Genomic DNA, 22388 nt, shown 5'->3' on the forward strand with positions numbered 1-22388 from the left:
GGGAAAGGGGGGACCGGGGGGCATCAAGCCCCCCGGCGGTGGGGTCCAGGGGAGGCGGAGCCTCCCCTGGCCGCCGGAGGCATATCATCCAACCGACTAATGCCGGGGCTCGGGGCGGAACTCTTCTTTGAGCAGCGACTCGGCCAGGGGCACGTCGTTTCCGAGACTGCGACAGAACACCTTTTCCGGCTCCTGGCAGACGAGCGCCTTGGACAGCACCTCGTCCATGCTCTCGACCGTGATGATCTTCATGTCCTTGAGGATGGCCTCGGGCACCTCCTTCAAGTCCTTTTCGTTTTCCGCCGGAATGATCGCCGTGCGGATAAGGCCCCGGTGGGCGGCGAGGAGCTTCTCGCGCAGACCGCCGATGGGCAGCACCCGGCCGCGAAGCGTAATCTCGCCGGTCATGGCCAGGTCGTTTCGCACCGGGATATTGAGCAGCGCCGAGATGATGGTCGTGGCCAGCGTGATGCCGGCCGACGGGCCGTCCTTGGGGATGGCGCCCTCGGGCACGTGGATGTGGATGTCGATCTCCTTGTGGAAATCGGGCTTGAGGCCGTAGAGCCCCGAGCGGGAGCGCAGATAGGACAGCGCCGCCCGGGCCGATTCCTGCATCACGTCGCCGAGTTTGCCCGTGATCTCCACCTTGCCCGTACCGGGCATGATGGCGGCCTCGACCATGAGGATCTCGCCGCCGACCTCGGTGTAGGCCATGCCGGTGCAAAGCCCGACGCGCGGTGCGGCCTCCATCTCGCCATGGCGGTGCTTGGGCACGCCGAGGTACGATTCGAGGTTTTCGATGGTGACGGGAAAGGCCCCGTCGTTGTCCTTGCCCTCGACCAGCTTGCGGGCCACCTTGCGGCAGACCGAGGCCAGTTCGCGCTCGAGGTTACGCACCCCGGCCTCGCGGGTGTAGCGCCGAATGACCTCGAGCAGCGCATCGTTGGCAAAATCCAGATTCTCGGGTTTAAGGCCGTGCTGCTCGATGTTCTTGGGCATCAGGAACCGGCGGCCGATCTCCATCTTTTCCGTTTCCAGGTAGCCGGGGATGCGGATGATCTCCATGCGGTCCTGGAGGGGCAGCGGGATGGAATGCAGGGAATTGGCCGTGGTGATGAAAAAGATCTTGGACAGGTCGTAGTCCAGATCCAGATAATGGTCGTTGTAGGCGTAGTTCTGCTCGGGATCGAGGACTTCCAGAAGCGCGGACGAGGGATCGCCGCGGAAATCCGTGCTCATCTTGTCCACTTCGTCCAGGCAGAAGACAGGATTATTGAACTTCACGCGCTTGAGCGACTGGATGATCTTGCCGGGCAGCGCCCCGACATAGGTACGCCTGTGGCCGCGAATCTCGGCCTCGTCGCGCACGCCGCCAAGGGACAGCCGCACGAACTCCCGATCCATGGCCCGGGCGATGGACTTGGCAAGTGACGTCTTGCCGACGCCAGGGGGACCGACCAGACAGAGGATGGGGCCCTTGATGCGCTCGACCAGCTTCTGCACGGCCAGGTATTCCAGGATGCGTTCCTTGGGCTTTTCCAGGCCGAAGTGGTCTTCGTTGAGCACTTTTTCCGCGGCGGCGATGTCGAGGTCCGTCTCCTTGTAGACGTTCCAGGGCAAATCCAGAATCCACTCCACGTAGTTGCGCACCACCGTGTACTCGGCGGACGAGGGCGGAATCTGGCGCAGTTTTTTGATCTCTCGAAGGGTCTTTTCCCGGGCCTCGTCGGACATGTTCTTCTCGCCCAGGCGCGTCTCGAATTCGGCGGCCTCGGCCCCGGGATCGTCCTCGCGGCCCATCTCCTTGTTTATCGCCTTGATCTGCTCGTTAAGGTAATATTCCTTCTGGTTCTTCTCCATCTGCTGCTTGACGCGGTTTTTGATCCGCTTCTCGATGGAGGAGATTTCGATCTCGCCCTGGAGGAAGGCATATGTTTCTTCCAGGCGCTTGACCGGCTCGAGCTCTTCAAGGACGCTTTGCTTCTTGATGTAGTCCACCTTGAGGTGGGGCATGACGGCGTCGGCGAGCCTACCAGGCGAGGTGATGGAATTGATCGCCAGGATGGTCTCGGGGGCCAGCTTCTTGTTGATGCGGCCGTAATGCTCCAGGGCCTCCTGGGTGGCCCGGATCAGGGCGTCGGATTCCGGACCGTGGGACTCCTCTTCCGGTACCCGGGTCACGGTGACCATGGGGTAGTCGGCATCCTCGCCGACGCCCATGGTCTGCGGCTCCCACTCGGCCCGGTACAGGCCCTCGAAAAGGACCTTGATCGTGCCGTCGGGCAGGCGCAGCATCTGGAGAATCTTGCTGACCGTGCCCATCTCGAAGAGGTCTTCGGCGTTCGGCTTTTCCGTTTCCGGCGAGCGCTGGGCGACGAGGAAAATCTTCTTGTCGTGGGCGGCAACGGCCTGTTCGATAGCCTTGATGGACGCCTCGCGGCCGACGAAAAGCGGCGCGATGGAGCGCGGGAACATGACCACTTCCCGCAGGCTCATCATAGGCAGGCGTATGGACTCGGCGGCAAACCGGTCGGTGTCGAAGGTAAAACCCGTCATGAAACCTCCCGTTTTCGGGGTTGGCATCGGCTTTCGCCCGCCGGACCGGAGGATATCCGGCCCGACGGGCGGATGCGGCGAGTGCTCAAGGTAAGGCCGAAAAAAACGATGTCAAACGGGAGGCGGCAACGTCGTCAGGCCGATTTGACTTCCTGGTGGTAGAACAGCAGCGGCTCGAGGCCCTTCTCCACCACGGCCTTGTTGATGACGCACTCCTTGACGCCGGTCAGCGACGGCAACTTGTACATGATCTCGAGCATGATGCTCTCCATGACGTTGCGCAGTCCCCGGGCGCCGGTCTTGCGTTCGATGGCTTTTTCGGCAATGGCGTCCATGGCGTTCTTGGTGAACCGCAAACGCACCTTATCCAGTTCAAAGAGCTTCTGGTACTGCTTGACCAAGGCATTTTTAGGCTCGGTCAGGATGCGCACCAGGTCGTCCTTGGTCAATTCCTCAAGACCGGTGAGGATCGGAATGCGGCCGATGAATTCCGGAATCAGGCCGAACTTGATCAGGTCGGCCGGATGGGCCTGGGCCAGCATCCGGTTCGCGTCGCCGTCGTGGCGCGCCTCCACCTTGGCCCCAAAGCCCATGGACGTTCCCCGCATGCGCTGGCCCACGATCTTCTCCAGGCCGATAAACGCACCGCCGACAATGAAAAGGATGTTGGCGGTATTTAAGCGGATGAACTCCTGCTGCGGGTGCTTGCGCCCACCCTTGGGCGGGATATTGGCCTCGGTACCTTCGATGATCTTCAAAAGCGCCTGCTGCACGCCCTCGCCCGACACGTCGCGGGTGATGGACGGGCTGTCGCCCTTGCGCGCGATCTTGTCGATCTCGTCGATGTAGATGATGCCGCGGCTGGCGGACTCGATGTCGTAATCCGCGTTTTGCAGCAGCTGCACCAGGATGTTTTCCACATCTTCGCCCACGTAGCCGGCCTCGGTCAGGGTGGTGGCGTCGGCGATGGCGAAGGGGACATTCAGGATACGGGCCAGGGTCTGGGCGAGCAGCGTCTTGCCCGACCCGGTGGGACCGATCAGGAGGATGTTGCTCTTGTCGATCTCCACGTCGTCAGGGCCCGCGGCCCCGGCGTAGTATACGCGCTTGTAGTGGTTGTGGACGGCCACGGCCAGAATCTTCTTGGCCTGTTCCTGGCCGATGACGTACTCGTCGAGCAGCCGCTTGATCTCGGCCGGGGGCAGGAGCTTGCCGCCCTCGGTTTCTTCGCTGACGGACTCCTGGGCGATGATCTCGTTGCAAAGCGCAACGCACTCGTCGCAGATGTACACGTCCGGGCCGGCGATCAGCCGCTGGACCTCATCCTGGTTCTTGCCGCAAAACGAGCAGCACAACTCGCCCGACACAGGGCTTTTTTTTCGCGTCATACGGGAAAACCCACTTTGCCCGGGCCTCCGGGCCATTTAAGCGAAACCCAGACGCGCCTTAGGCGTCCCGGGGTTCCGTTTTTGCAACAGGTTCCCTGGAGGTCAACACCTTATCGATGAGGCCATAGGCCATGGCTTCAGCGGCGCTCATGAAATTGTCGCGCTCGGTGTCGATCTGGATCTTCTCGATGGGCTGGCCGGTGTGCTTGGCCATGATTTCGTTAAGCGCCTCGCGGGTGCGCTTGGTTTCCTTGGCATGGATCTCGATATCCGTGGCCTGGCCCTGAAAGCCGCCCGAAGGCTGATGGATCATGATGCGGCTATGGGGCAGGGCGTAGCGCATGCCGGTCGCGCCGGCGCACAGCAAAAGCGCGCCCATGCTGGCGGCCTGGCCCATGCACAGGGTGGACACCGGCGGCAGGACGAACTGCATGGTGTCGTAGATGGCCAGCCCCGCCGAGACGACGCCGCCCGGGGAGTTGACGTACATGAAAATTTCCTTCTCCGGGTCCTCGGACTCGAGAAAGAGCAACTGGGCGCAGATCAGGTTGGCCACGTAATCGTCCACCGCGCTGCCGAGCAAAATGATGCGGTCTTTTAAAAGGCGCGAATAAATGTCGTAGGCCCGTTCGGAACGGCCGGTGGTTTCGATGACAATAGGGACGGTAGTCATTGCGCTCCCTTTTTGCGCCGGAGGGTGACACGGTGCGACATTTTTGTCGCCAGCCGCCTTCGCCACGACCGCAGGGGGTTGGGGGTTTCGGGCGAAACGGCGGCATCCCTACCGTTTCGCCCACCATGACCACATTGTAGGTCATGCAAAAAAGAAGCCAAATCGTAACGCGCTACTCGCGCACGCCGTATCCCTGCGCATCGGCCGGATTTTCGACAGCCGGCACCTTGGTCACCAGGGCATTGGCGTAAATAAAATCGGCAGCTTTGTCCGCCAGCAGCTTGTCGCGGACCATGATCATGAGCCCGTTATCCTCGTAGTAGCGCTTGAGCAGCACCACATCCTGCCCGGTCTGGGTGGACAGGCGGTAGAAAAACGCGTCCATCTCCTGTGGGCTGACGGAGAGCTCCTCCTTGGTGGCCACCGCGGCGAGGAAAATCTGGGTCTTGACCAGTTCCTCGGCCCTGGGCTTGAGATCGGCTTCCAGGTCAGCCATGGTCTTGCCCACGCCGGCGAGGCTCTTGCCCTGCCGCTCCAACTTCTGCACAAAATCGTCGGCCATGCTGGAAAGTTGCTGCTCGACCACGGACTCCGGCAGGGGGAACTCCACCTGGGCCAGGAGTTTGTCCAGCAGCTTTTTCTGGGCCGAGGAACGGTGCAGGTCCTCTCGGGACTTCTTGTAGGACATGGTAATGGCTTCGCGCATCTTGTCCAGGTTTTCGAAGTTGCCGGCTTTCTTGGCAAGCTCGTCGTCCACCTCGGGCAGGAGGCGTTCCTTGATGACATGCACGGCCACTTTCATGAGCACGGTGCGGCCGGCCAAGTCGGTATTGATGAAGTCGGACGGGAAGGTCATCTCGGAAGAGCCCTCCTCGCCGGCCGGCACGGTCTTGATGAGCGCCTCGAACTCGGGCAGGGCCTGGCCTTCGCCAAGGGTCAGCTCGAAGTTCTCGGCACGCACGCCGGGAATGGGCGCGTCGTTTTCAAAGGCCTCGAAGGTGACGGAAACGACCTCGCCGTCCTTGGCCGGACGGGCGTCGGCAATGGGCTTGACCTCGGCCAGATTCTTGCGCACGCGCTCGACCACGACGTCGATTTCGCCGTCGCCGACCACGACTTCCTCTTCCTCGATGGCCTGGCCCTTGTACTCGGGCAGCTCGAATGCCGGGGCGTGTTCGAAGGTGAAGGTGTAGTCCAGGGGTTCGCCCTTTTGCAGCGCGGCGTCGCCCATGTCCAGGCCGGAGAGCGGTGACAGCTTGAGTTCGCCCATGATCTCATTGACATGGACGTTTATCAGATCGGTGGTGGCTTCGGCGGTGATTTCCTTTTTAAACCGCGACTCGATGACGCTGGAGGGCACCTTGCCCTTGCGGAAGCCCTTGATGTCGGCCTTGGAGCGGTAGAGGGCGACGGCAGTGGCCAGGGCGGCATCCGCCTCCTCGGCGGGGACGGTGACGTTGACCTGCGTTTTGACAGGCGAAATCTGATTGACGGTATATTCCAAGGCTTCCTCCAGGATTATCGCCCCTGTCCGGGTCTGGCGGGGCGGATTTCGGATCGAAAAGGATGTGATTTTGCGAATACGAAATAGGCAATACTACACGAAGAAAGAAAGAAAGGGAAGGACAAAAAACGAGGCCACCATGATCGGAGGCGGAGAAAGAATGGACGGAAAAATGTTGCGAGAGGGGAAACCCTTTGAAAAGGGTTCTCCCCTCTCGCGCTCTCCCCTTCCTAAACTTTTTAACAGGGATATTCGTTACCGCAACAAACTCATTTCATTAAAGTCTTTGGAAAGGGGGCCCGGGGGGAAACTTTTCTTCAGAAAAGTTTCCCCCCGGCTCCTCACTCCGCCGGGCCATAACCGCCGCCGCCGGGCGTCTCGATACGCAGCTTGTCACCCTTGCGCAAGCGCACGTGGAACTTGCCCGGCATGACCATCTCGCCGTTTCGCCGTGTCACGGTATTGACGCCATGCCCCCCTTCCCCGCCGCCATCCAGCCCCCAGGGGCCGCGAAAGCGCCGGTCGGACAGCACGGTCACTTCCATGAGCGTCAAGGCTTCAATCTCGCGCACCAGCCCGTCACCGCCGGGATGCTTGCCCGCCCCGCCGGAACCGTGACGGATCGCATAGCGTGTGACGCGCAGCGGATAGGCGTATTCCAGCGCCTCGACAGGCGTATTGAGGGTATTGGTCATGTGGGAATGCACGGCCGACTGGCCGGGCCCCTGGGCGTCGGCCCCGGCCCCGCCGGCGAGGGTCTCGTAGTAGGTGAAGGATTTTTTGACGCGCGGATCGAAGCCGCCCACGGCCACGTTGTTCATGGTGCCTTGCGAGGCGGCGGGGATGCGGCCGGGCAGCGCCTTGGCCAGGGCGGCCAGGATCACGTCCACGATACGCTGGGAGGTTTCGACGTTGCCGCCGGCCACGGCCGCGGGAAAGCGGGCGTCGACCACGGTGCCGGCCTTGGTGCGCACGGTGATGGGCCGCAGACAGCCGGCATTGGTCGGGGCATCGCCGCCGGTCAGGCAACGGAACACGTAGAGCGCGGCCGAGACGGCAATGGCCCTCACCGTATTGACGCAGCCGGCCGTCTGCTCGTCGCTGTCGGTAAAATCGAGCTCCACCTCCTCGCCGCCGATGGAAAGCGTCAGGCGCACGGTCACGTCCTGGCCGCCGACGCCGTCGTCGTCCAGGCTGTCCTCGGCCTCATAGGAGCCGTCGGGCATGGCGGCGATGGTCGCGATCATGCGCCGCTCGGCGTAGTCCATGAGCGCCTCGGCCATGGAGGTCACGGTCTCCAGGCTGTGGGCCTTGACCAGGGCTTCCATGCGGGCGACGCCGGTGCGGTTGGCCATGATCTGGGCGGAAAAGTCGCCTTGGCGCTCGGACGGGGTGCGCACGTTGGCCAGAAAAAGGTTCATGACGTCCGGGACGATTTCGCCGCCCACGACAATCTTCACCGGCGGTATGACAAGGCCTTCCTGGAAGATGGAGGTGGAAAGGGGCATGGAACCCGGGGCCATGCCGCCGACGTCGGCGTGGTGGGCGCGGCTGGCGACGTAGAAGACCGGGGCGTCGGTGCCGGCGTAGACCGGGGCGACAAGCGTTATGTCGGGCAGGTGGGTGCCGCCCCGAAACGGATCGTTGAGCATGGCCATTTCGCCCGGGGCCAGTTCCAGCGCCTCGATGATCGAGGCCACGGAAAGCGGCATGGAGCCGAGGTGGACGGGGATATGGGCGGCCTGGGCCACCATGTCGCCCTTGGCGTCGAACACGGCGCAGGAGAAGTCGCGACGTTCCTTGATGTTCGGGGAGAAGGCGGCGCGGGTGAGCGCCATGCCCATTTCCTCGGCCACCGAAGCGAACTTGTTCTTGAAGACTTCCAGGGTGATGGGAGTGATGTTCATGCGCGTTCCATTGCGTTAGGGCTTCGGCTTGGCACCGTGTCGGGCCAGAAAGGCCGCGAAATCTCCAAGATATGCTCTTCCCCCGTGGTGGGCGAAGCGGCCCGGCACGCTGACGAACACCTGTCCGCCGATGTCGCGCCAGCGTTTGCAAAAGGCATAATCCTCGGGCAGATAGTCGAGCGTTTGCGGATCTATGGCCGTGTCGAAAAAGGCGAAATTGTCCGCCGGCTCCTCATTGGTGCAACTATAGCGATAGCGCAAGTCCGGATAGGCGTCCATCAGGCGCGTCAGCGCCCGGCGGCTCACCATCATGAACCCCGTGGCCGCGTACTCCACTTCCAGAAATCCCTGGGTGTCCATGTGGCAACCAGGTTTCAGCTTCACCGCGTAATCCAGGCTCGCCGCCTCGGCCGCCTGGGGCGTGGTCCCCGCCGGTTGCGCCATGACGCGGTCCAGACGCAGGCCCTTGACCGGATAGACGCCGCAGACCACGTCCTTGCCGCTGCCGAGCAGCCGGGGCACCATGGCCGGTATGAATTCGATGTCCGCGTCGATGAAAAGCAGATGCGTGGCCCGCTCGTCACGCAGGAAGGTATTGGCGATGGAATTGCGGACCCGGGTGATAAGACTGTCGTTGGCGGGCGTCAGCAGGCGAAACGGAACCTTCGCGGCGTTGAGCATATCCTTGAGCGCCAACATGGAGAGCATGTAGGGCAGCGTGACCACCCCGCCATAACATGGCGTGCCGATAACAAGCATCCCGACGCCCCCGTCAGCCACCCGGTTTCAAGTCGCTGTTGCCCAATTTTCCGCCACCCTGCCCTATCCTGCCCTACCTTGCCCTGCCGGATCTGGTTTCTTTGACGGGCCGGCGGGGGCAGGACAACCGCGCGCGGCGCATATTTGAAGAATACGCCTTCGCGTCCGCCCTGCCCCCGCCGGCCCCAGTCACAACGCCCCATCACCGGCAGCAAGCCATGGCCCTGACCGCGCGGCATACCCGGGAGCGATCCTGCCGCCACTCCATGGCCGAACGCTGAAAGGCCGTTGGGACAGGAACAGCACCTTCTCATGCAAAGAAATCACTCTCCAACCTTCCCGAAACAACGCGGACGGAGCAACGCCTCGCCTCCCTCCCCCCAGTGAAAGTTTTTGAAGGGGGTCCAGGGGGAAACTTTTTTCAAAAAGTTTCCCCCTGGCCGCCGGAGGCATCCTCTCTCACCTCTCCGCCCTCATCCTGCGGCATGCGTGTCGATGACGATGTTGCCGAAGCCGTCCACGCGTGCCTCGGCCTTGGGCGGAACGAAGGTGGTGGCGGAAATTTCGGCGATGAGCGCCGGACCGAGGATGCGGTTGCCGGGGACGAGCTTCTCCCGGTCGTACCACTTCGCCGCGATCTCGCGGGTGCGCCAGACAAGGGGCCGTTCGCCAAGCACCGCTTCCTCGGACACCGCCGCGACAAGATGCTCGGCTTCCTTAAACGGCGGCTTTTCCTGGATGGCGCGTGCCCGGATGCGCAGCGTGACAACCTCGATGACGGCCCTGGGCTCCTTGAAGCCGAAAATATCCTCGTGGCGATTGTGGAAGGCGGTGAACGGGTCGGCCACGAAGCGGATGGGTAACTCGTGGGACTGGCCCCGGTAGCGCATGTCGAGCTGGCGTTCGAGCACCATGTCGCCCCCGTCCAGGCCCTCGGCCGCCATGCCCTGGCGGGCCTTGTCCTCCAGGGAGCCGAAAAGTCCGGCCAGCTCGAAGACATCGATCTTGTCCGAAGACAACATGACCGTCTCGGAAAAATCCTTGACCACGTCGGCGTGGAGCATGCCCAAGGCCGAGAAAAGGCCGGGATGGCGCGGCACGACGACCGTCTGGACGCCGAGGAGCCGGGCCAGGGACACGGCGTGCAGCCCACCCGCGCCGCCGTAGGAGAGCAGCGCGAAATCCGCCGGGTCGTGTCCGCGCTCCACGGAGATGACCCGGATGGCCCGTTCCATGGCCGCCTCGGCCACGGCCACGATGCCCTCGGCCGCCTCGACCGGGGTCAGGCCGGCCGCCGCGCCCAACGCCTCGAAAAGCGGCGGCAGACGGTTGGGGGCAAGGGCCATCCCGCCGCCGAGGAACTGGTCCGGAGCAAGCCGGCCGAGAAACAGATTGGCGTCGGTGACGGTCAGCCCGTAGCCCTGGCCGTAGCAGGCCGGTCCGGGATCGGCCCCGGCGCTTTGCGGCCCGACGGTCAGCGCCCCGCCGGCGTCGAGGGCGGCCAGCGAGCCGCCGCCCGCGCCCACGGTGTGGATATCGAGCATGGGCGTCTTGATCGGCAGACCGGCAAGCCGCGTCTCCATGGCCATGGACAGGCCACCGTCGAGGAGCGAGACGTCGGTGGAGGTGCCGCCCATGTCGAAGGTGATAAGCCTGTCGAAGCCGGCGGCCTTGCCCACGGCCAAAGCCGCCACCACCCCGCCGGCCGGGCCGGAGAGAATCGTGCGCACCGGCTCGTGCCGGGCCGTCCTGGCGGTGATGAGCCCGCCGCTCGACTGCATGACCGAAAGCGCCGCCTCCTGGCCCAATCCGGCCTCCAGGTCGCCGATGTAGGCGTCCATGACCGGGGCCACATAGGCGTTGGCCACCGTGGTGGCCGCGCGTTCGTATTCCCGAAATTCCGCCAGGATGTTGCTGGAAAGGGAGACGGACAGACCGCAGTCGGCCAGCGCCTCGCCAAGGAGCCGTTCGTGCTCGGGCGCAAGAAAGGAAAAAAGCAGGCATACGGCGGCCGAGGTCGCGCCGGCATCGGCCACGGCCCGGGCCAGTTCGGACGCCTGTTCGGGAGTCAGGTCCTCAAGCACCTTGCCTTCGGCCGAAACGCGCCCCGGCGCGCCGAAGCGTAGTTCCTCGGGCACAAGGCAGGGCTCCTTGCGGCTGGCCAGGTCGTAAAGCTCGGGCCGGTTCTGGCGGCCGATGGCGATGATGTCCTCAAAGCCCGCGTTGGCGACGAAAGCCGTGGGCGCGCCCTTGCGCTCCAAAATCGCGTTGGTGGCCACGGTCGAGCCGTGCAGCACGCGGCTCGGGGCAAACCCGAGCCGGGCCAGCCCGGAAAGCACGGCGCGGGCCGGATTGTCCGGGGTCGAAGGCAGCTTGACCACCGCAAACGCGCCATCGCGCCAGCATATGATGTCCGTAAAAGTGCCACCGGTATCCACGCCGACAACGGCCATCTGGCCCCCTTCCCCCTTCGGCCGCGAAGAGGACTTTCATCTTGTTTCCAAGCGGGTACAATGTCACGTCGTCCGGCGCGGCAGGTTTCTCCACCAGCGCGTGGCTACACCCAGGCGGCGGGAAAATGCGGGGGAAACGCGGGCCACGTGGTCCCGGACGACGTCGCCCCCGCCTTTAACACGGCAATCGTTACAGGTTCTTGGCCAAAGCCTCGCCGAACGCGGCGCAGCCGATGGTGGTCGCGCCCGGAATCTGGTCGGCCAGGTCGACCGTGACCTTCTTTTCGGAAATGGTCTTGTCCATGGAATCGTGGATGAGCCCCGCCGCCTCGTTCCAGCCCATGTGCCCGAGCATCATGGCGCCGCTTAAAATCAGGCTGCCGGGGTTGGCCTTGTCCTTGCCGGCAAGGGCCGGGGCAATGCCGTGGGTGGGCTCGAAAAAGGCCAGCTTCTCGCTCATGTTGACGCCCGGAGCCAGGCCGAGGCCGCCGACCTGGGCGGCCAGGGCGTCGGAGATGTAGTCGCCGTTGAGGTTCGTCGTGGCGATGACCGAATAGTCCTGGGGCCGCATGAGCGCCACCTGGAACATGTTGTCCGCGATACGGTCCTTTATGACCACGGACTTCTTGCCGCCGGCCGCGGCCTCTTCCTCGGTCATGACCGCATCGGCGAATTCGGTCGCCGCCACTTCGTAGCCGCAGGCCCGAAACAGGCCCTCGGTGTACTTCATGATGTTGCCCTTGTGCACCAGGGTGACGCTTTTACGTCCGGTGTCCACGGCAAACTGTATGGCCTTGCGCACGAGGCGCTTGGAGCCGGCCGGGGTGATGGGCTTGATGCCGATGCCGGCGGTGTCGTCCACCTTGGCGCCGAGTTCGTCGCGCAAAAAGGCGATGAGCTTCTTGGCTTCGGGCGTGCCGGTGGCGTATTCGATGCCGGCGTACACATCCTCGGTGTTCTCGCGGTAGATGACCATGTCCACGAGGTCGGGACGCTTGACCGGGGACTCGATGCCCTTGAAGTAACGGATGGGGCGAATGCAGGCGTAGAGGTCGAGGACCTGACGCAAGGTCACGTTGAGGCTGCGGAAACCGCCGCCGACCGGGGTGGCCAGCGGGCCCTTGAAGGCCAGCTCCGCGCCCTTGAGCGCGGTGAGGGTCGCCTCCGGCAGATATTCGCCGGTTTCCTTGTAAGCCTTGCCGCCGGCCAGCAGTTCCTTCCAGACCAGCTTGCGGCTGCCGCCATAGGCCTTGTCCACGGCGGCGTCGAGGACCGGTCGGCCGGCCTTCCAGACATCCGGGCCGATTCCGTCGCCCTCGATCCAATATACCGTCTTTTCCATGCGCCTGTGCTCCTCGAATGGGAAATTTTGAACAACTTGCGACGTTAAAAAGGGACGGAGGACTTTGTCAACCAAGGCCTCCGGGAAGTTCCGGCAAAAGGCGGCCTGCGGCCCTTGTCACGACCGGGGTGCCGGGGCCGGGGCGGGAGCCGGGGAACTCTTCGCGGCCGCACCCTCCGGGGCCGGGGCATAGCGCTTGAGCTTGGCCGTGACGTTGTCCTCCAGCCAGTGGGCGTCCCACCATTCGATGGGAATGACCGGCTGGCCGTCGAGATACATGGCGAAGTGCACCTGATCGCCGGTCGTCAGGCCGGTCGTGCCGGTGGCTCCGATCACCGCCCCCTTTTTCACGGTCTCTCCCCGGCGCACGGCCATGGAGGACAGATTGCCGTAGAGGCTCAAAAGCCCCAGGCCGTGGTCGATGATGACGGTGTTGCCGTAGACGCCGAGTGGTCCGGCATAGACCACCTTGCCGTTGTTGGCCGCCGGCACCGGGGCATGGGAGACCGAGGCGAGATCGATGCCCGCGCTCGTTTCCCGACCGATCTCCCGGCCGTCGTAGACATAGACGCGGTCCGCGCCGAACGAACCGCGTACGATGGAGCGCGGCATGTAGATAAACGCCCCGTCCCAAAGCGCTTCCGGGGGGCTCTCCCTGGAAAGGGCGGTCGGCACGGCCTCGTTTTGGCGGCGCAGGGCGTCGTTGATCTTCTGAAACCGGGCCACGGGATCGCGGATTTCCGGATACAGCGCGGCAAAAGCCGACAGCCGCGAGGCCAGGTACTCGTCGGAGACGTCCACCCGCTCCTCACGAAAACGCCGCTTTATGGCCATATTGACGAAAAATCCGGTGCGCTCGTTGCCGGCGGCGTCCTCCACGACAAGGCGCGGCTTGAAGTCCTTGGCGTCCATGTCTGCGGGAAAGGCGAACAGGCAGGCATACTGGCCGCCCGGTTGCTTGTAGCCGGGGTAGAACTTGTCCCCGACCATCACCCCGCTTCTGACGGCGTCCTTGTTGATCTCGTAGACGACCAGCCCCACGCCGCCCTGGCGCACGTAATGGGCCGGGGTCAGGGCCTTGACCGAGGGGGCCACGAGATCGAGGAGCATGCGCCGGGAAATGTGGGCCGTGTTGCCCGCGCCGAGGTTGGCGTAAGAACCGTCGTAGGCCGCGACCTGCAGTTCGAAGGTTCCGCCGCGAAGTTCGGAGTTTTCCAGGTTGAAGCGTTCGGCCACCTTGTCCTTGGGCGGATCATAGGTCTTGCGCAGTATCGTGTTGCGACGCTGGCCCTGGGTGACGGTGACGGTGATCGAACGGATGCCCGACTGCGGGTCGGCGGCGGTCACGGTAAAAAGGCGCTTCAGCGACGAGGCGTCGGCCTCGGGCAGCAAGGCGACCTCGGGTTTGTGGGCGTCCTTGAGAAACAGGTAGTAGCCGGCAAACCCGGCCGCGGCCAGGGGCGCCAAAAGCAGCGCCCCGGCCAGAAGGAAGAAAACCGGACCGAAACCCCGGCGTCCCTTGAAAGGCTTTATAATGCGCATCCGTCGCGTGTCCCCCGGCTTTCTGGTTGCGGCACTATAGGCCAGGGGGGGCTTGCGGGCAAGCAAGCCGACCGGCGTGGTTCAATACGCGCCGCGCATGCTGCACACCACCGGCACGGTGCGCAGCAGGATCTTGATGTCGAGCAGCACGGACCAGGTGTCGACGTACTCGATGTCGAGCTGCATCATCCGCTCGAACGGCAGGTTGTTGCGGCCGCATATCTGCCACAGGCAGGTGATGCCGGGCTTGACCCCGAACCGGCGGCGCGGCCAGTCCTTTTCGATACGCTCGACGTCGCGCATGGGCAGCGGCCTTGGGCCGACAAGGCTCATCTCGCCTTTGAGCACATTAAAAAGCTGCGGCAGCTCGTCGATGCTGGTCTTGCGCAGGATGCGGCCGAGCCTGGTAATGCGCGGATCGTTTTTGATCTTGAACGTCGCGCCGTTGGTCTCGTTTCGGGACTCGAGGTCGGCTTGCAGGGCCTCGGCGTTTTGGACCATGGTACGGAATTTGTAGAATTTGAACACCCGCTTATTGAGCCCCACCCGCTCCTGGGCGAACAGGGCCGGCCCGGGCGAGGTCAGCCGGACCAGCGCCCAGACCGCAAGCAAAAGCGGGGAAAGCGCCAAAAGCATGGCCAGGGCCACGGACACGTCAAGGAAACGCTTGAGGATCAGTTCACGCTCGTCGGCCAGGGTGTTGGAGATGGTTACCACCAGCTCCCCGCCATGGCTGCCCGGGCGGTGACGCGGATTTTTGAGCTCGAAAAGGCGTGTGATCACGGTCACGGACACCCCCTGCTCCTCGCATTCCGAAACGAGCGCCGTGGCCTTGTCACTCAGCTCGGTCAAAGGCAGGCAGACCAGGACCTCGTCCACCACGTGCTCGCGCAAATAATCGGCGAAACCGGCCATGTCGGCGACCAGATCGAAGCGCCCCGGCAACGGCGACGGCGGCTCCTTTTCCCAGCCATTGCCGATGAAACCGCAGAAGCGGTAGCCGTGGCCGGGCTGGGCAAGCATACGCAGGGCGATTTCCTGGGCCCGCAAGCCCGTGCCGACAATGAGGGTGCGGCGGGCGGCGATGCCCTGGGCCTCGGTGAGAAAGAGCAGCCGGCGGGTGACAACCCGGGCGGCAATGCCTCCGGCGCAGGCCGAAAACCAATAAAGGATCAGGAACATCGCCGTGATCAGCGGCGGATCGAGCACCGCCGCGCCCGCGACCAGAATCAGCAGCACGCCGGTGACGGCCTTGACCGTGGCCTTGACCGACTCGCGCCACTGGAAAAGCGCCACTTCGGTATAAAGGGCAAAAAGCGGAAAAACGCTGGCCGTGGCTATAAGCAGCCAGGCGAAAAGCGCCAGGGTGGGAACGTCGAGGCGCAGGGACGCCTCGGGCGACTCGGCCGCGGCCACGCCGCCGGCGATGAGCAAGGCCACGGCGGCCACAGCCAAGTCCACGACGCGCAGCCACGCGATGGCGCCTTTTCTGGTTTTGAAAGCCAAGCTTTCCCCCCGATCGGAGGTTGGGGCCGCTTCAAACGACAAGAGGCCGTCATGGAGTCGTTCCCGCAGCCCAAACATCCGCCCGGGAAAAAAAGGCATTTGTACTTTAGGCATATCCGGATTGATTTGCAACCGACATGCCATGTTAGCGTCGCACTTCCAGCGACCGCATCCTCCCCACCACGGGACAGCCCGCAAAAACTCCCGGCAGCGGAGACAAAAAAAGCCCGGCCGCGCGAAACGACCGGGCTTTGTCGGGCAAGCCTGCCCAGGGACTATTTCTTGTTGAGCCCCACTTCCTGCGGGAAGATCGGCAGGTAGCGGTAGGAAAGGCTCATGAGGATGAACCCGTAGGCGATGACCATGCCCGAGGTCGCCCATTCGGCCCAGTTGGGGGAATAGACCACCCACTTGGTGAAGGGCAGGACCGGCTGGGCCAGGGCCTGGACGGTGAAGACGTAGCGGTTGATGATGACGCCGAGGCAGGCCAGGATGGCGCCGGAGTACATAAACGCCGGCTTCTTGCGCAGCGGCGTGAGCAGGAAGATGACCGGCACCGGCAGGCACAGGACGATTTCCGTAAAAAACAGCCACTTGCCGTAGACCAGCCCGTAAAACATCTGGTCGAAGGTCAGGCCGGCCCGGGGCAGCACGCCGTTGATCCAGGCCCAGGTGTCCAGATACTTGAACACCATGTAGATGAGCAGCATGGTGCCGCCGATCTTGGCCATCAGCGACTTGATGCGGTAGGTGGTGAGCTTGCGGCCGGAGAGCTTCTCCATGAAGCCGCAGATCAGCACCGTGAGGCACGGGCCCGAGGAGATGGCCGACAGGACGAACAGGAAGAACGTCCACGGCCAGATGAAGAACCCTTCGCGAAAGGCGTAGGGACGGGCGAACATGACGCCGTACATGCCGCCGAGCGAGCCCTGGTGGAAGGTGGACAGAAACGCGCCGATGCCGGCGAAAAGCGGCATGACCACGTGCATCTGGTGGGCCAGATTGTGCAGGAACGGGATCTTATTGAGTTGCTTCTGCTCAAGGATCAGCGGGACGTACTCGATGATGAGCACCAGCAGGTAACACGTGATGCAGAAGATAACTTCGGTGAGCATGGAGTGGACGTTGGGGTGCCAGTAGCCGAACCATGAGCGCAGCGGCTGGCCGACGTCCAGCGAGAGGATGAGCATGGCCCCGGAGTAGCAGATGAACCCTTTGATCACCGTCAGGTTGATGATGTTCTTGAGTTCATCGACGCCGATGATGTAACGGATGAGCCCGGTGAAAAAGGCTCCCGCGCCCAGGGCGATGACGGCCAGATCGAAGGTGATCCACAGGCCGAACCCGAAGTAGTTGTCAAGCCCGGTGACGCCCAGGCCGTAATAGAAGCAGACAAGCATGGCGATGAGGCCGAAAAGGGCGATCACGCCAAGGAACCCCAGCCACCCCATGAACTTCCCCAGGCCGCAACGCGTCACACCCTCGGGATACCAGTTTTTCTCAATATCAATAAAGCTCATTGCATCCCCCGGAATTACTCGGTTTTTTCGCTCTTGAGGTAGTTATCGCCGAGTTTGCGCACCCACTCCCGCCGGCTGATGTAGTAGACCTGGGGTTTTGTGCCCAGGCGTTCGAGCAACCGGAAAGCGTAGGGGCTCTTGATGAGCTCATGCACCTTGTGCTTGGGATTTTTGAGATCCCCGAAGGAAAGCGCCCCGGAGGGGCAGTTCTGGACGCAGGCGGTGACGTAGGCGCCGTCTTCAAGATCCTCGGGGTCCTTGCCGGCAGCCCGGGCGGCGTCCTTGGCCAGGTTCCAGCGGTGGTGGCAAAACGTGCACTTCTCCACCACGCCGCGCGGCCGCACCGAGGTCAGGGGCGACAGGGTCTTGGTCATGCCTTCGGGCCAGATCGGGTCGTACCAGCCGAAGTAACGGACATGGTAGGGGCAGGCGGCCACGCAGTACCGGCAGCCGATGCAGCGGGGGTAGATCTGGCTGACAATGCCGCCGTCCTCGTTTTTATCCGTGGCCACGACCGGGCACACGGACACGCAGGGCGGGTTGCCGCACTGCTGGCAGGGACGGGGCAGAAAGGCCACGTCATGGTTGGGGAAGGCTTTATCGTTGGTCAGTTCGTAAACCAGCATCCAGGAGGTGGAACGCAGCTTGTTTGTGGCCTCGGGCTGGGGATTGACGTTGTTTTCCGTCTGGCAGGAGGCCATGCAGGCCCCGCAGCCGGTGCACTTGTCGATATCGATCACCATGCCCCAGGTGATCGGGAATTCCTTGAAATGGTGTCCGGACATAACGGCTTCCCTTTGACTCGTGGTTAGGCGATTTTGACTTCAGCGGCGGCCCACATGGACATGCCGGTGCCCGGCTCCTCGGTCACGGGTAAAAGCGCCAAATAATTGGATCCCTTGCCCTTGCTGAAGATGTCGAAGGCGGTATGGCCGAAGCCCAAGGGAGCAGACACCACGCCGGTCATGACGCTCTCGAAGATGTGGACCTGGGCCTTGCAGTGCGCCCCGGCGCCGCTGAGCTTGACCATCGCGCCGGGCTTTATGCCGAGCGCCTTGGCTGTGGCGCTGCCCATGCGCACCAGAGTGGTTTCGCCGAGAAGCTCCGTGTCGGGCACCAGGGTAAGATCCTGACAGGGCATGCCCGTGGTCGGGGTGCCGGTGCGCAGCTGGGCGTACGGCGCCAGGGTCACGGTCTTGCCGGAGGTCTTGCCGGGTTTCACCGCCTTGGCCAGCACCTCGGGGGCGAAGCCGAGTCCGCTCTGGGACACGGAGCCGACCATGGTCCAGGCGTACCCGGCGGAAAGGGCCTTCCACAAGTCGCCGCCGGCCAGCGCGGGCGCGGGCTTGCCCGCCGCCACCTGCCAGGGCATGACGTCCTTGGCGACAAACCCGCCGGAGGCCTTGGCCAGGGTGGCCACCTTCTCCTTGAGCACCTGCAGGAAGTTGTCGAACTTAAGGTCGATGCTCAGTTTGCGGGCCAGCGCCAGGATCACGTCGCCGGTCGGCCGGGTGTCGTGCACCGGCTTCTGGTAGGGCGTGACCAGGCTGTAGATGCAAAAGCCCGAACCATAGGGCGTGACCACATCGTCGTAGCGCTCCAGGGTCAGGGAATTGGGCAGCACGAGATCGCACAGGGCCGCCGTCTCGTCCATGAAGGAGGAGAAGCTGACCTTGTACGGGATTTTTTCCAGGGCCTTGGCCATGGTCGCGGCCTCGGGCAGGCCGTAGGCCGGGTTGGCGTCGTAGACCAGCAAGGCCTTGGGAGCCGGCTTCTTGCCGCCAGCCACGGCCTTGAGGAAGCCGGGCAGGTCGGCCTCGAGCATGGCCTCGCGGGTCATGGCCCCGGGCACCACCGTGGCCAGCTCCGGCAGGGCGTAAATGCCGCCGGGCTTGTTGATGCGGCCGAGCAGGACATTGAGCGCCATGCCGGCCATGAACGCTCCGGCGCCGAGCCCCTGGCCGAAAGGCGATCCCGTGACCACCATGGCGGCCTTGGAGGCGGCGAGGGCCTTGGCCACGCCGGCCAGGACCTCCGGGGCGATGCCCGTGGCGCGCCGCACGTCCTCGGGACCGAATCCGCCATTGACCACGGCGCGCAGGGTGTCGAAGCCGGGCGCGGAGCTTGTGGCCCCGGCCTTGATCAGGTGCCAGGCGATGCCGAGGGCCACCACGCCGAGGTCGGCGGCCGAGGCCGGAATCCACTGGTCGCACACGGCGGCGGTGTTGTTCCTGGTCGGTCCGACGTAGATATAATTGGAAGCGGGCTTGACCCCGACCGGCCGCTTGGCGCTAAACGCCTTGCGGTTGCGGGTGGAGGTGCCCCAGGTCTCGAAGATGTCCGCGCCAAGGACCAGCACGGTGTCGGCGTTCTCGAAGTCGTAGCCGGCCTGGCCCTTGCCGCCCATGACCTGCATGCCCTTGGCGGCGGTGGTGGCCTCGGAGGGCATCATGAAGTAGCCGGCCGTGCCGAGCTTGCCGACGAAGGCCGAAAGCACCTCGTTCATGGTGCCGGACTGGTCGCCGGAAACACAGGCGACCGAGCCCTTGGCCGCGCCGAGCTTGTCGGCCATTTCAAGCAGCGCCTGTTCCCAGGTGATGGGCTCGAAACCCTTGCCCGACTTTTTCATGGGCGATTTGACCCGGGCCGGGCTGTACAGCATGTAGACTTCGGATCGGGCCAGGGCCGAGACGCCGCCGCTCGACAGGGGGTGAGCCGGGTTGCCGGAGGCCGTGATCGGATTGCCGGCCACGCGCATGATTTTGAGGCCTTCGCCGGCCGGACACAACTTGCTCGTCGTGGTCACATAATCGATCTGGCCCTTGGGCACGTTGGGAATCCACGACCAGTTCTGGGTCCATATGGCAACATCATCCAACAATTTCCACGGGATGGGGGTGAACATGGTGCCCACGGCGCCACCCGCCACAAGCCCGAGGAAAGCTCTGCGATCAACTCCCATTTCTCCCCCCTTATTTATGACAAACGTAGCAGGCGTTGCTGGTGCCCATGGAGGCGTGACAACGTTCACACTGCCACATCTTCATCGTGTCTTTGCTATAGCCGCTGATCCGGTTCTCGTAATACGCCGGAGGATTGTCCATCTTGGCCACGTCGGGATGGCACTTGGTGCACTCGAATCCCTTGTGGGCGGCATGGGAGAAGAACACGTTGTCGGGCTGATACTGGTAGACGAGCCAGGGAACCTGGGCCCCGGTCTTGACGTAGTCCTTGACGAACTTGTCGATTTCCTTGCCGTTTGGCGACTTGTCCCCGGTTTCGTCGCCATGGCATTCGGCGCAGGATTCGGTCGTGGGCAGGCCGGCAAACCGGCCGTCAGGACCAAGATGGTGGCACTGTTCGCACTCTATGCCCAGCTGCGCATGGACCGTGTGACTGAAACGAATGGGCTGTGTCTTTTCGCTGTAAAGCAGTTTCGGAAAGATGACCCACCCTACCACAAGGGCGCCGACGAAGCCGATCAGGGCACAAAGCACCATGCCGCCAACGCCGCCGGCCGAATTCGATCTGTTCTCCTCCATACTTCCCCTGCCCATGTGCCGTTGCTGGTTTACCGCCGCGGGCAATGCCGCGCGACGCCCCGCCGCCCCCGGGGCGCGGTCGGAAAAAAGGAAACGGTTGCGGATGCGGCATTTGCCGGGGGCTGTCCCCTCACCCCAGCATGGAGCGCCGCACCGCGCTTTTTACCCAGGCCACAACTTCCGTGTCAAGGTTTAATGAAAAAATTCACGAATCCCCGCCATCTTCCGCTGCCGCAGCCTTCGCCCCGCCCTCGCCGACCTTGCGCCCATAGACGTCATCGAAGCGCACGATGTCGTCCTCCTCGAGATACGGCCCGGACTGGATCTCGATGATTTCCACCGGAATCTTGCCCGGATTGGACAGCCGGTGCACCGTGCCTTTGGGGATGTCCACGGACTGGTTCTCGATCAGGATCCGCTCCTTGTCCCCGAGCTGCACCAGCGCCGTGCCCGACACCACCACCCAGTGTTCGGCCCGGTGGTGGTGCATCTGCAGCGACAGCCGCCCGGCCGGCGGGACCTCGATACGCTTGATCTTGTAGCCGGGACCACCCTCGAGCACCGTGTAGCTGCCCCAGGGCCGGCGCACCGTGACGTGGGCCTCGACAAGCTTGCTGCCCTGGGACTTGAGCCGCCCCACCACGTCCTTGACCCGCTGGGCTTCGGCCACCGGGCAGACCAGGGTCGCGTCGCGGGTCTGGATGACGATCATGTCCTTGACCCCGGCCACGGCCAGGGAACTGCCTTGGGAAAAGAAAAGCGAATCCGCGCAGTCGAGCGCCAGGACCTCGCCCGTGGTGACGCAGCCCGTACCATCCTTCTTGCCCAGGCGGTAGAGCGCCTCCCAACTGCCGAGGTCGTCCCAGTCGAAGGGGGCCTCGACCATGGCGATGTCGTCCATCTTCTCCACCACGCCGTAGTCCACGGAGATGTCCGGGAGCCCGGCGTAGCCAGCCGTCAAGGGCCGCTCGCCGCGGCTCTCCCACCAGGAGTAGATCGCCGGCGCATGGGCGGCCACGGCCGCAAGAAACTTGTCGGCCCGGAAGACGAACATGCCACTGTTCCAGAAGTGCTCGCCGCCGGCCACGAGCTTTTCGGCCGTGGGGAGATCGGGCTTCTCGGTGAACCCCGCCACCTTGTGCGCGCCCTGCCCCAGCGGTTCGCCCCGGTGGATGTAGCCGTAGCCGGTTTCCGGCGCGTGGGGAGGGATGCCGAAGGTGACGAACCAGCCCTCCCCGGCCAGAGCCGCGGCCCGGTCCATGGCCGCCTGAAGCGCCTTGTGGTCCCGGATGCGGTGATCGGCCGGAAAGACGCCGACAACGGCCTTCGGATCGGCGGCCACGATGGGTTCGAGGCCAAGCATGATGGCGGGCAGCGTGTTTTTCCCCACGGGCTCGGCCAAAACGCGCGTGCCGGCGTCCGGCAAAACGGCTTGCAACTGGGTGCGGACCTCGAACCGGTGCTCCTCATTGGTGATGACCAGCACATGGTCCGGGGCAAACGATTCGCACACCCGCAGGGCGGTGGACTGCAAAAGCGTCTCGCCCTCGCCGAGATCCAGCAATTGCTTGGGCAGCAAAGTCCGGGAGAGCGGCCACAGCCGCGTCCCCGATCCGCCGGCCAAAATCAGAGCGTAGCGGCCCTTTCCCCCGGCGCAACAGGCAGTTTCCGTCATGCGTCCTCCCCGCTCAAAGCG

15 protein-coding genes are annotated in these 22388 nt (G+C 63.8%); all 15 read right to left on the bottom strand.

Annotated elements, in window-relative coordinates:
* Nucleotides 1-96: 96 nt before the first annotated feature.
* The 15 genes from lon to ACMZ6R_RS12960 all read right to left on the bottom strand — a co-directional run bounded on the left by lon (nt 97) and on the right by ACMZ6R_RS12960 (nt 22367).
* Nucleotides 97-2556: an endopeptidase La gene (lon, locus tag ACMZ6R_RS12890; protein ID WP_416112053.1), complete on the bottom strand. Its 2460-nt coding sequence runs from the start codon at nt 2554-2556 to the stop codon at nt 97-99.
* Between the two features lie 134 nt (nt 2557-2690).
* On the bottom strand, nt 2691-3944 hold the full coding sequence (gene clpX, locus ACMZ6R_RS12895; protein ID WP_416112055.1) for an ATP-dependent Clp protease ATP-binding subunit ClpX: 1254 nt from the start codon (nt 3942-3944) through the stop codon (nt 2691-2693).
* 58 nt (nt 3945-4002) lie between these two features.
* Nucleotides 4003-4617: an ATP-dependent Clp endopeptidase proteolytic subunit ClpP gene (clpP, locus tag ACMZ6R_RS12900; protein WP_416112057.1), complete on the bottom strand. Its 615-nt coding sequence runs from the start codon at nt 4615-4617 to the stop codon at nt 4003-4005.
* Nucleotides 4618-4789: 172 nt separating this feature from the next.
* Complete coding sequence (gene tig / locus ACMZ6R_RS12905; protein ID WP_416112059.1) at nt 4790-6121, bottom strand: trigger factor; 1332 nt, start codon at nt 6119-6121, stop codon at nt 4790-4792.
* A 341-nt stretch (nt 6122-6462) separates the two neighbouring features.
* The gene (locus tag ACMZ6R_RS12910) at nt 6463-8028 is read right to left on the bottom strand and encodes a hydantoinase B/oxoprolinase family protein (RefSeq protein WP_416112061.1); all 1566 of its coding nucleotides are present in this window, start codon (nt 8026-8028) and stop codon (nt 6463-6465) included.
* Between the two features lie 15 nt (nt 8029-8043).
* The gene (locus ACMZ6R_RS12915) at nt 8044-8787 is read right to left on the bottom strand and encodes a hypothetical protein (RefSeq protein WP_416112063.1); all 744 of its coding nucleotides are present in this window, start codon (nt 8785-8787) and stop codon (nt 8044-8046) included.
* 473 nt (nt 8788-9260) lie between these two features.
* Complete coding sequence (locus ACMZ6R_RS12920) at nt 9261-11240, bottom strand: hydantoinase/oxoprolinase family protein (RefSeq protein ID WP_416112065.1); 1980 nt, start codon at nt 11238-11240, stop codon at nt 9261-9263.
* Nucleotides 11241-11430: 190 nt separating this feature from the next.
* Nucleotides 11431-12582 carry an NADP-dependent isocitrate dehydrogenase gene (gene icd, locus ACMZ6R_RS12925; protein ID WP_416112067.1) on the bottom strand — a complete coding sequence of 384 codons (1152 nt, stop codon included), beginning with the start codon at nt 12580-12582 and terminating at the stop codon, nt 11431-11433.
* 117 nt (nt 12583-12699) lie between these two features.
* Nucleotides 12700-14124 (bottom strand): M23 family metallopeptidase, encoded by a 1425-nt coding sequence (locus tag ACMZ6R_RS12930; RefSeq protein ID WP_416112069.1) that lies wholly within the window; start codon nt 14122-14124, stop codon nt 12700-12702.
* Nucleotides 14125-14205: 81 nt separating this feature from the next.
* Nucleotides 14206-15630 carry a sugar transferase gene (locus ACMZ6R_RS12935; protein WP_416112071.1) on the bottom strand — a complete coding sequence of 475 codons (1425 nt, stop codon included), beginning with the start codon at nt 15628-15630 and terminating at the stop codon, nt 14206-14208.
* 275 nt (nt 15631-15905) lie between these two features.
* Complete coding sequence (gene qrcD, locus ACMZ6R_RS12940) at nt 15906-17150, bottom strand: menaquinone reductase integral membrane subunit QrcD (protein WP_416112072.1); 1245 nt, start codon at nt 17148-17150, stop codon at nt 15906-15908.
* A gap of 14 nt (nt 17151-17164) precedes the next feature.
* Complete coding sequence (gene qrcC, locus ACMZ6R_RS12945; protein WP_416112074.1) at nt 17165-17935, bottom strand: menaquinone reductase iron-sulfur cluster-binding subunit QrcC; 771 nt, start codon at nt 17933-17935, stop codon at nt 17165-17167.
* A 23-nt stretch (nt 17936-17958) separates the two neighbouring features.
* Nucleotides 17959-20112 carry a menaquinone reductase molybdopterin-binding-like subunit QrcB gene (qrcB, locus tag ACMZ6R_RS12950; RefSeq protein WP_416112076.1) on the bottom strand — a complete coding sequence of 718 codons (2154 nt, stop codon included), beginning with the start codon at nt 20110-20112 and terminating at the stop codon, nt 17959-17961.
* 10 nt (nt 20113-20122) lie between these two features.
* Nucleotides 20123-20692, bottom strand: a complete 570-nt coding sequence (gene qrcA, locus ACMZ6R_RS12955) for a menaquinone reductase multiheme cytochrome c subunit QrcA (RefSeq protein ID WP_416112078.1) — start codon at nt 20690-20692, stop codon at nt 20123-20125.
* A gap of 205 nt (nt 20693-20897) precedes the next feature.
* Entirely contained in the window at nt 20898-22367 is a 1470-nt protein-coding gene (locus ACMZ6R_RS12960; protein ID WP_416112080.1) for a mannose-1-phosphate guanylyltransferase/mannose-6-phosphate isomerase, read from the bottom strand.
* Nucleotides 22368-22388: the final 21 nt, after the last annotated feature.

The organism is Solidesulfovibrio sp. C21 (genome assembly GCF_047785625.1).
Lineage (GTDB): Bacteria > Desulfobacterota > Desulfovibrionia > Desulfovibrionales > Desulfovibrionaceae > Solidesulfovibrio.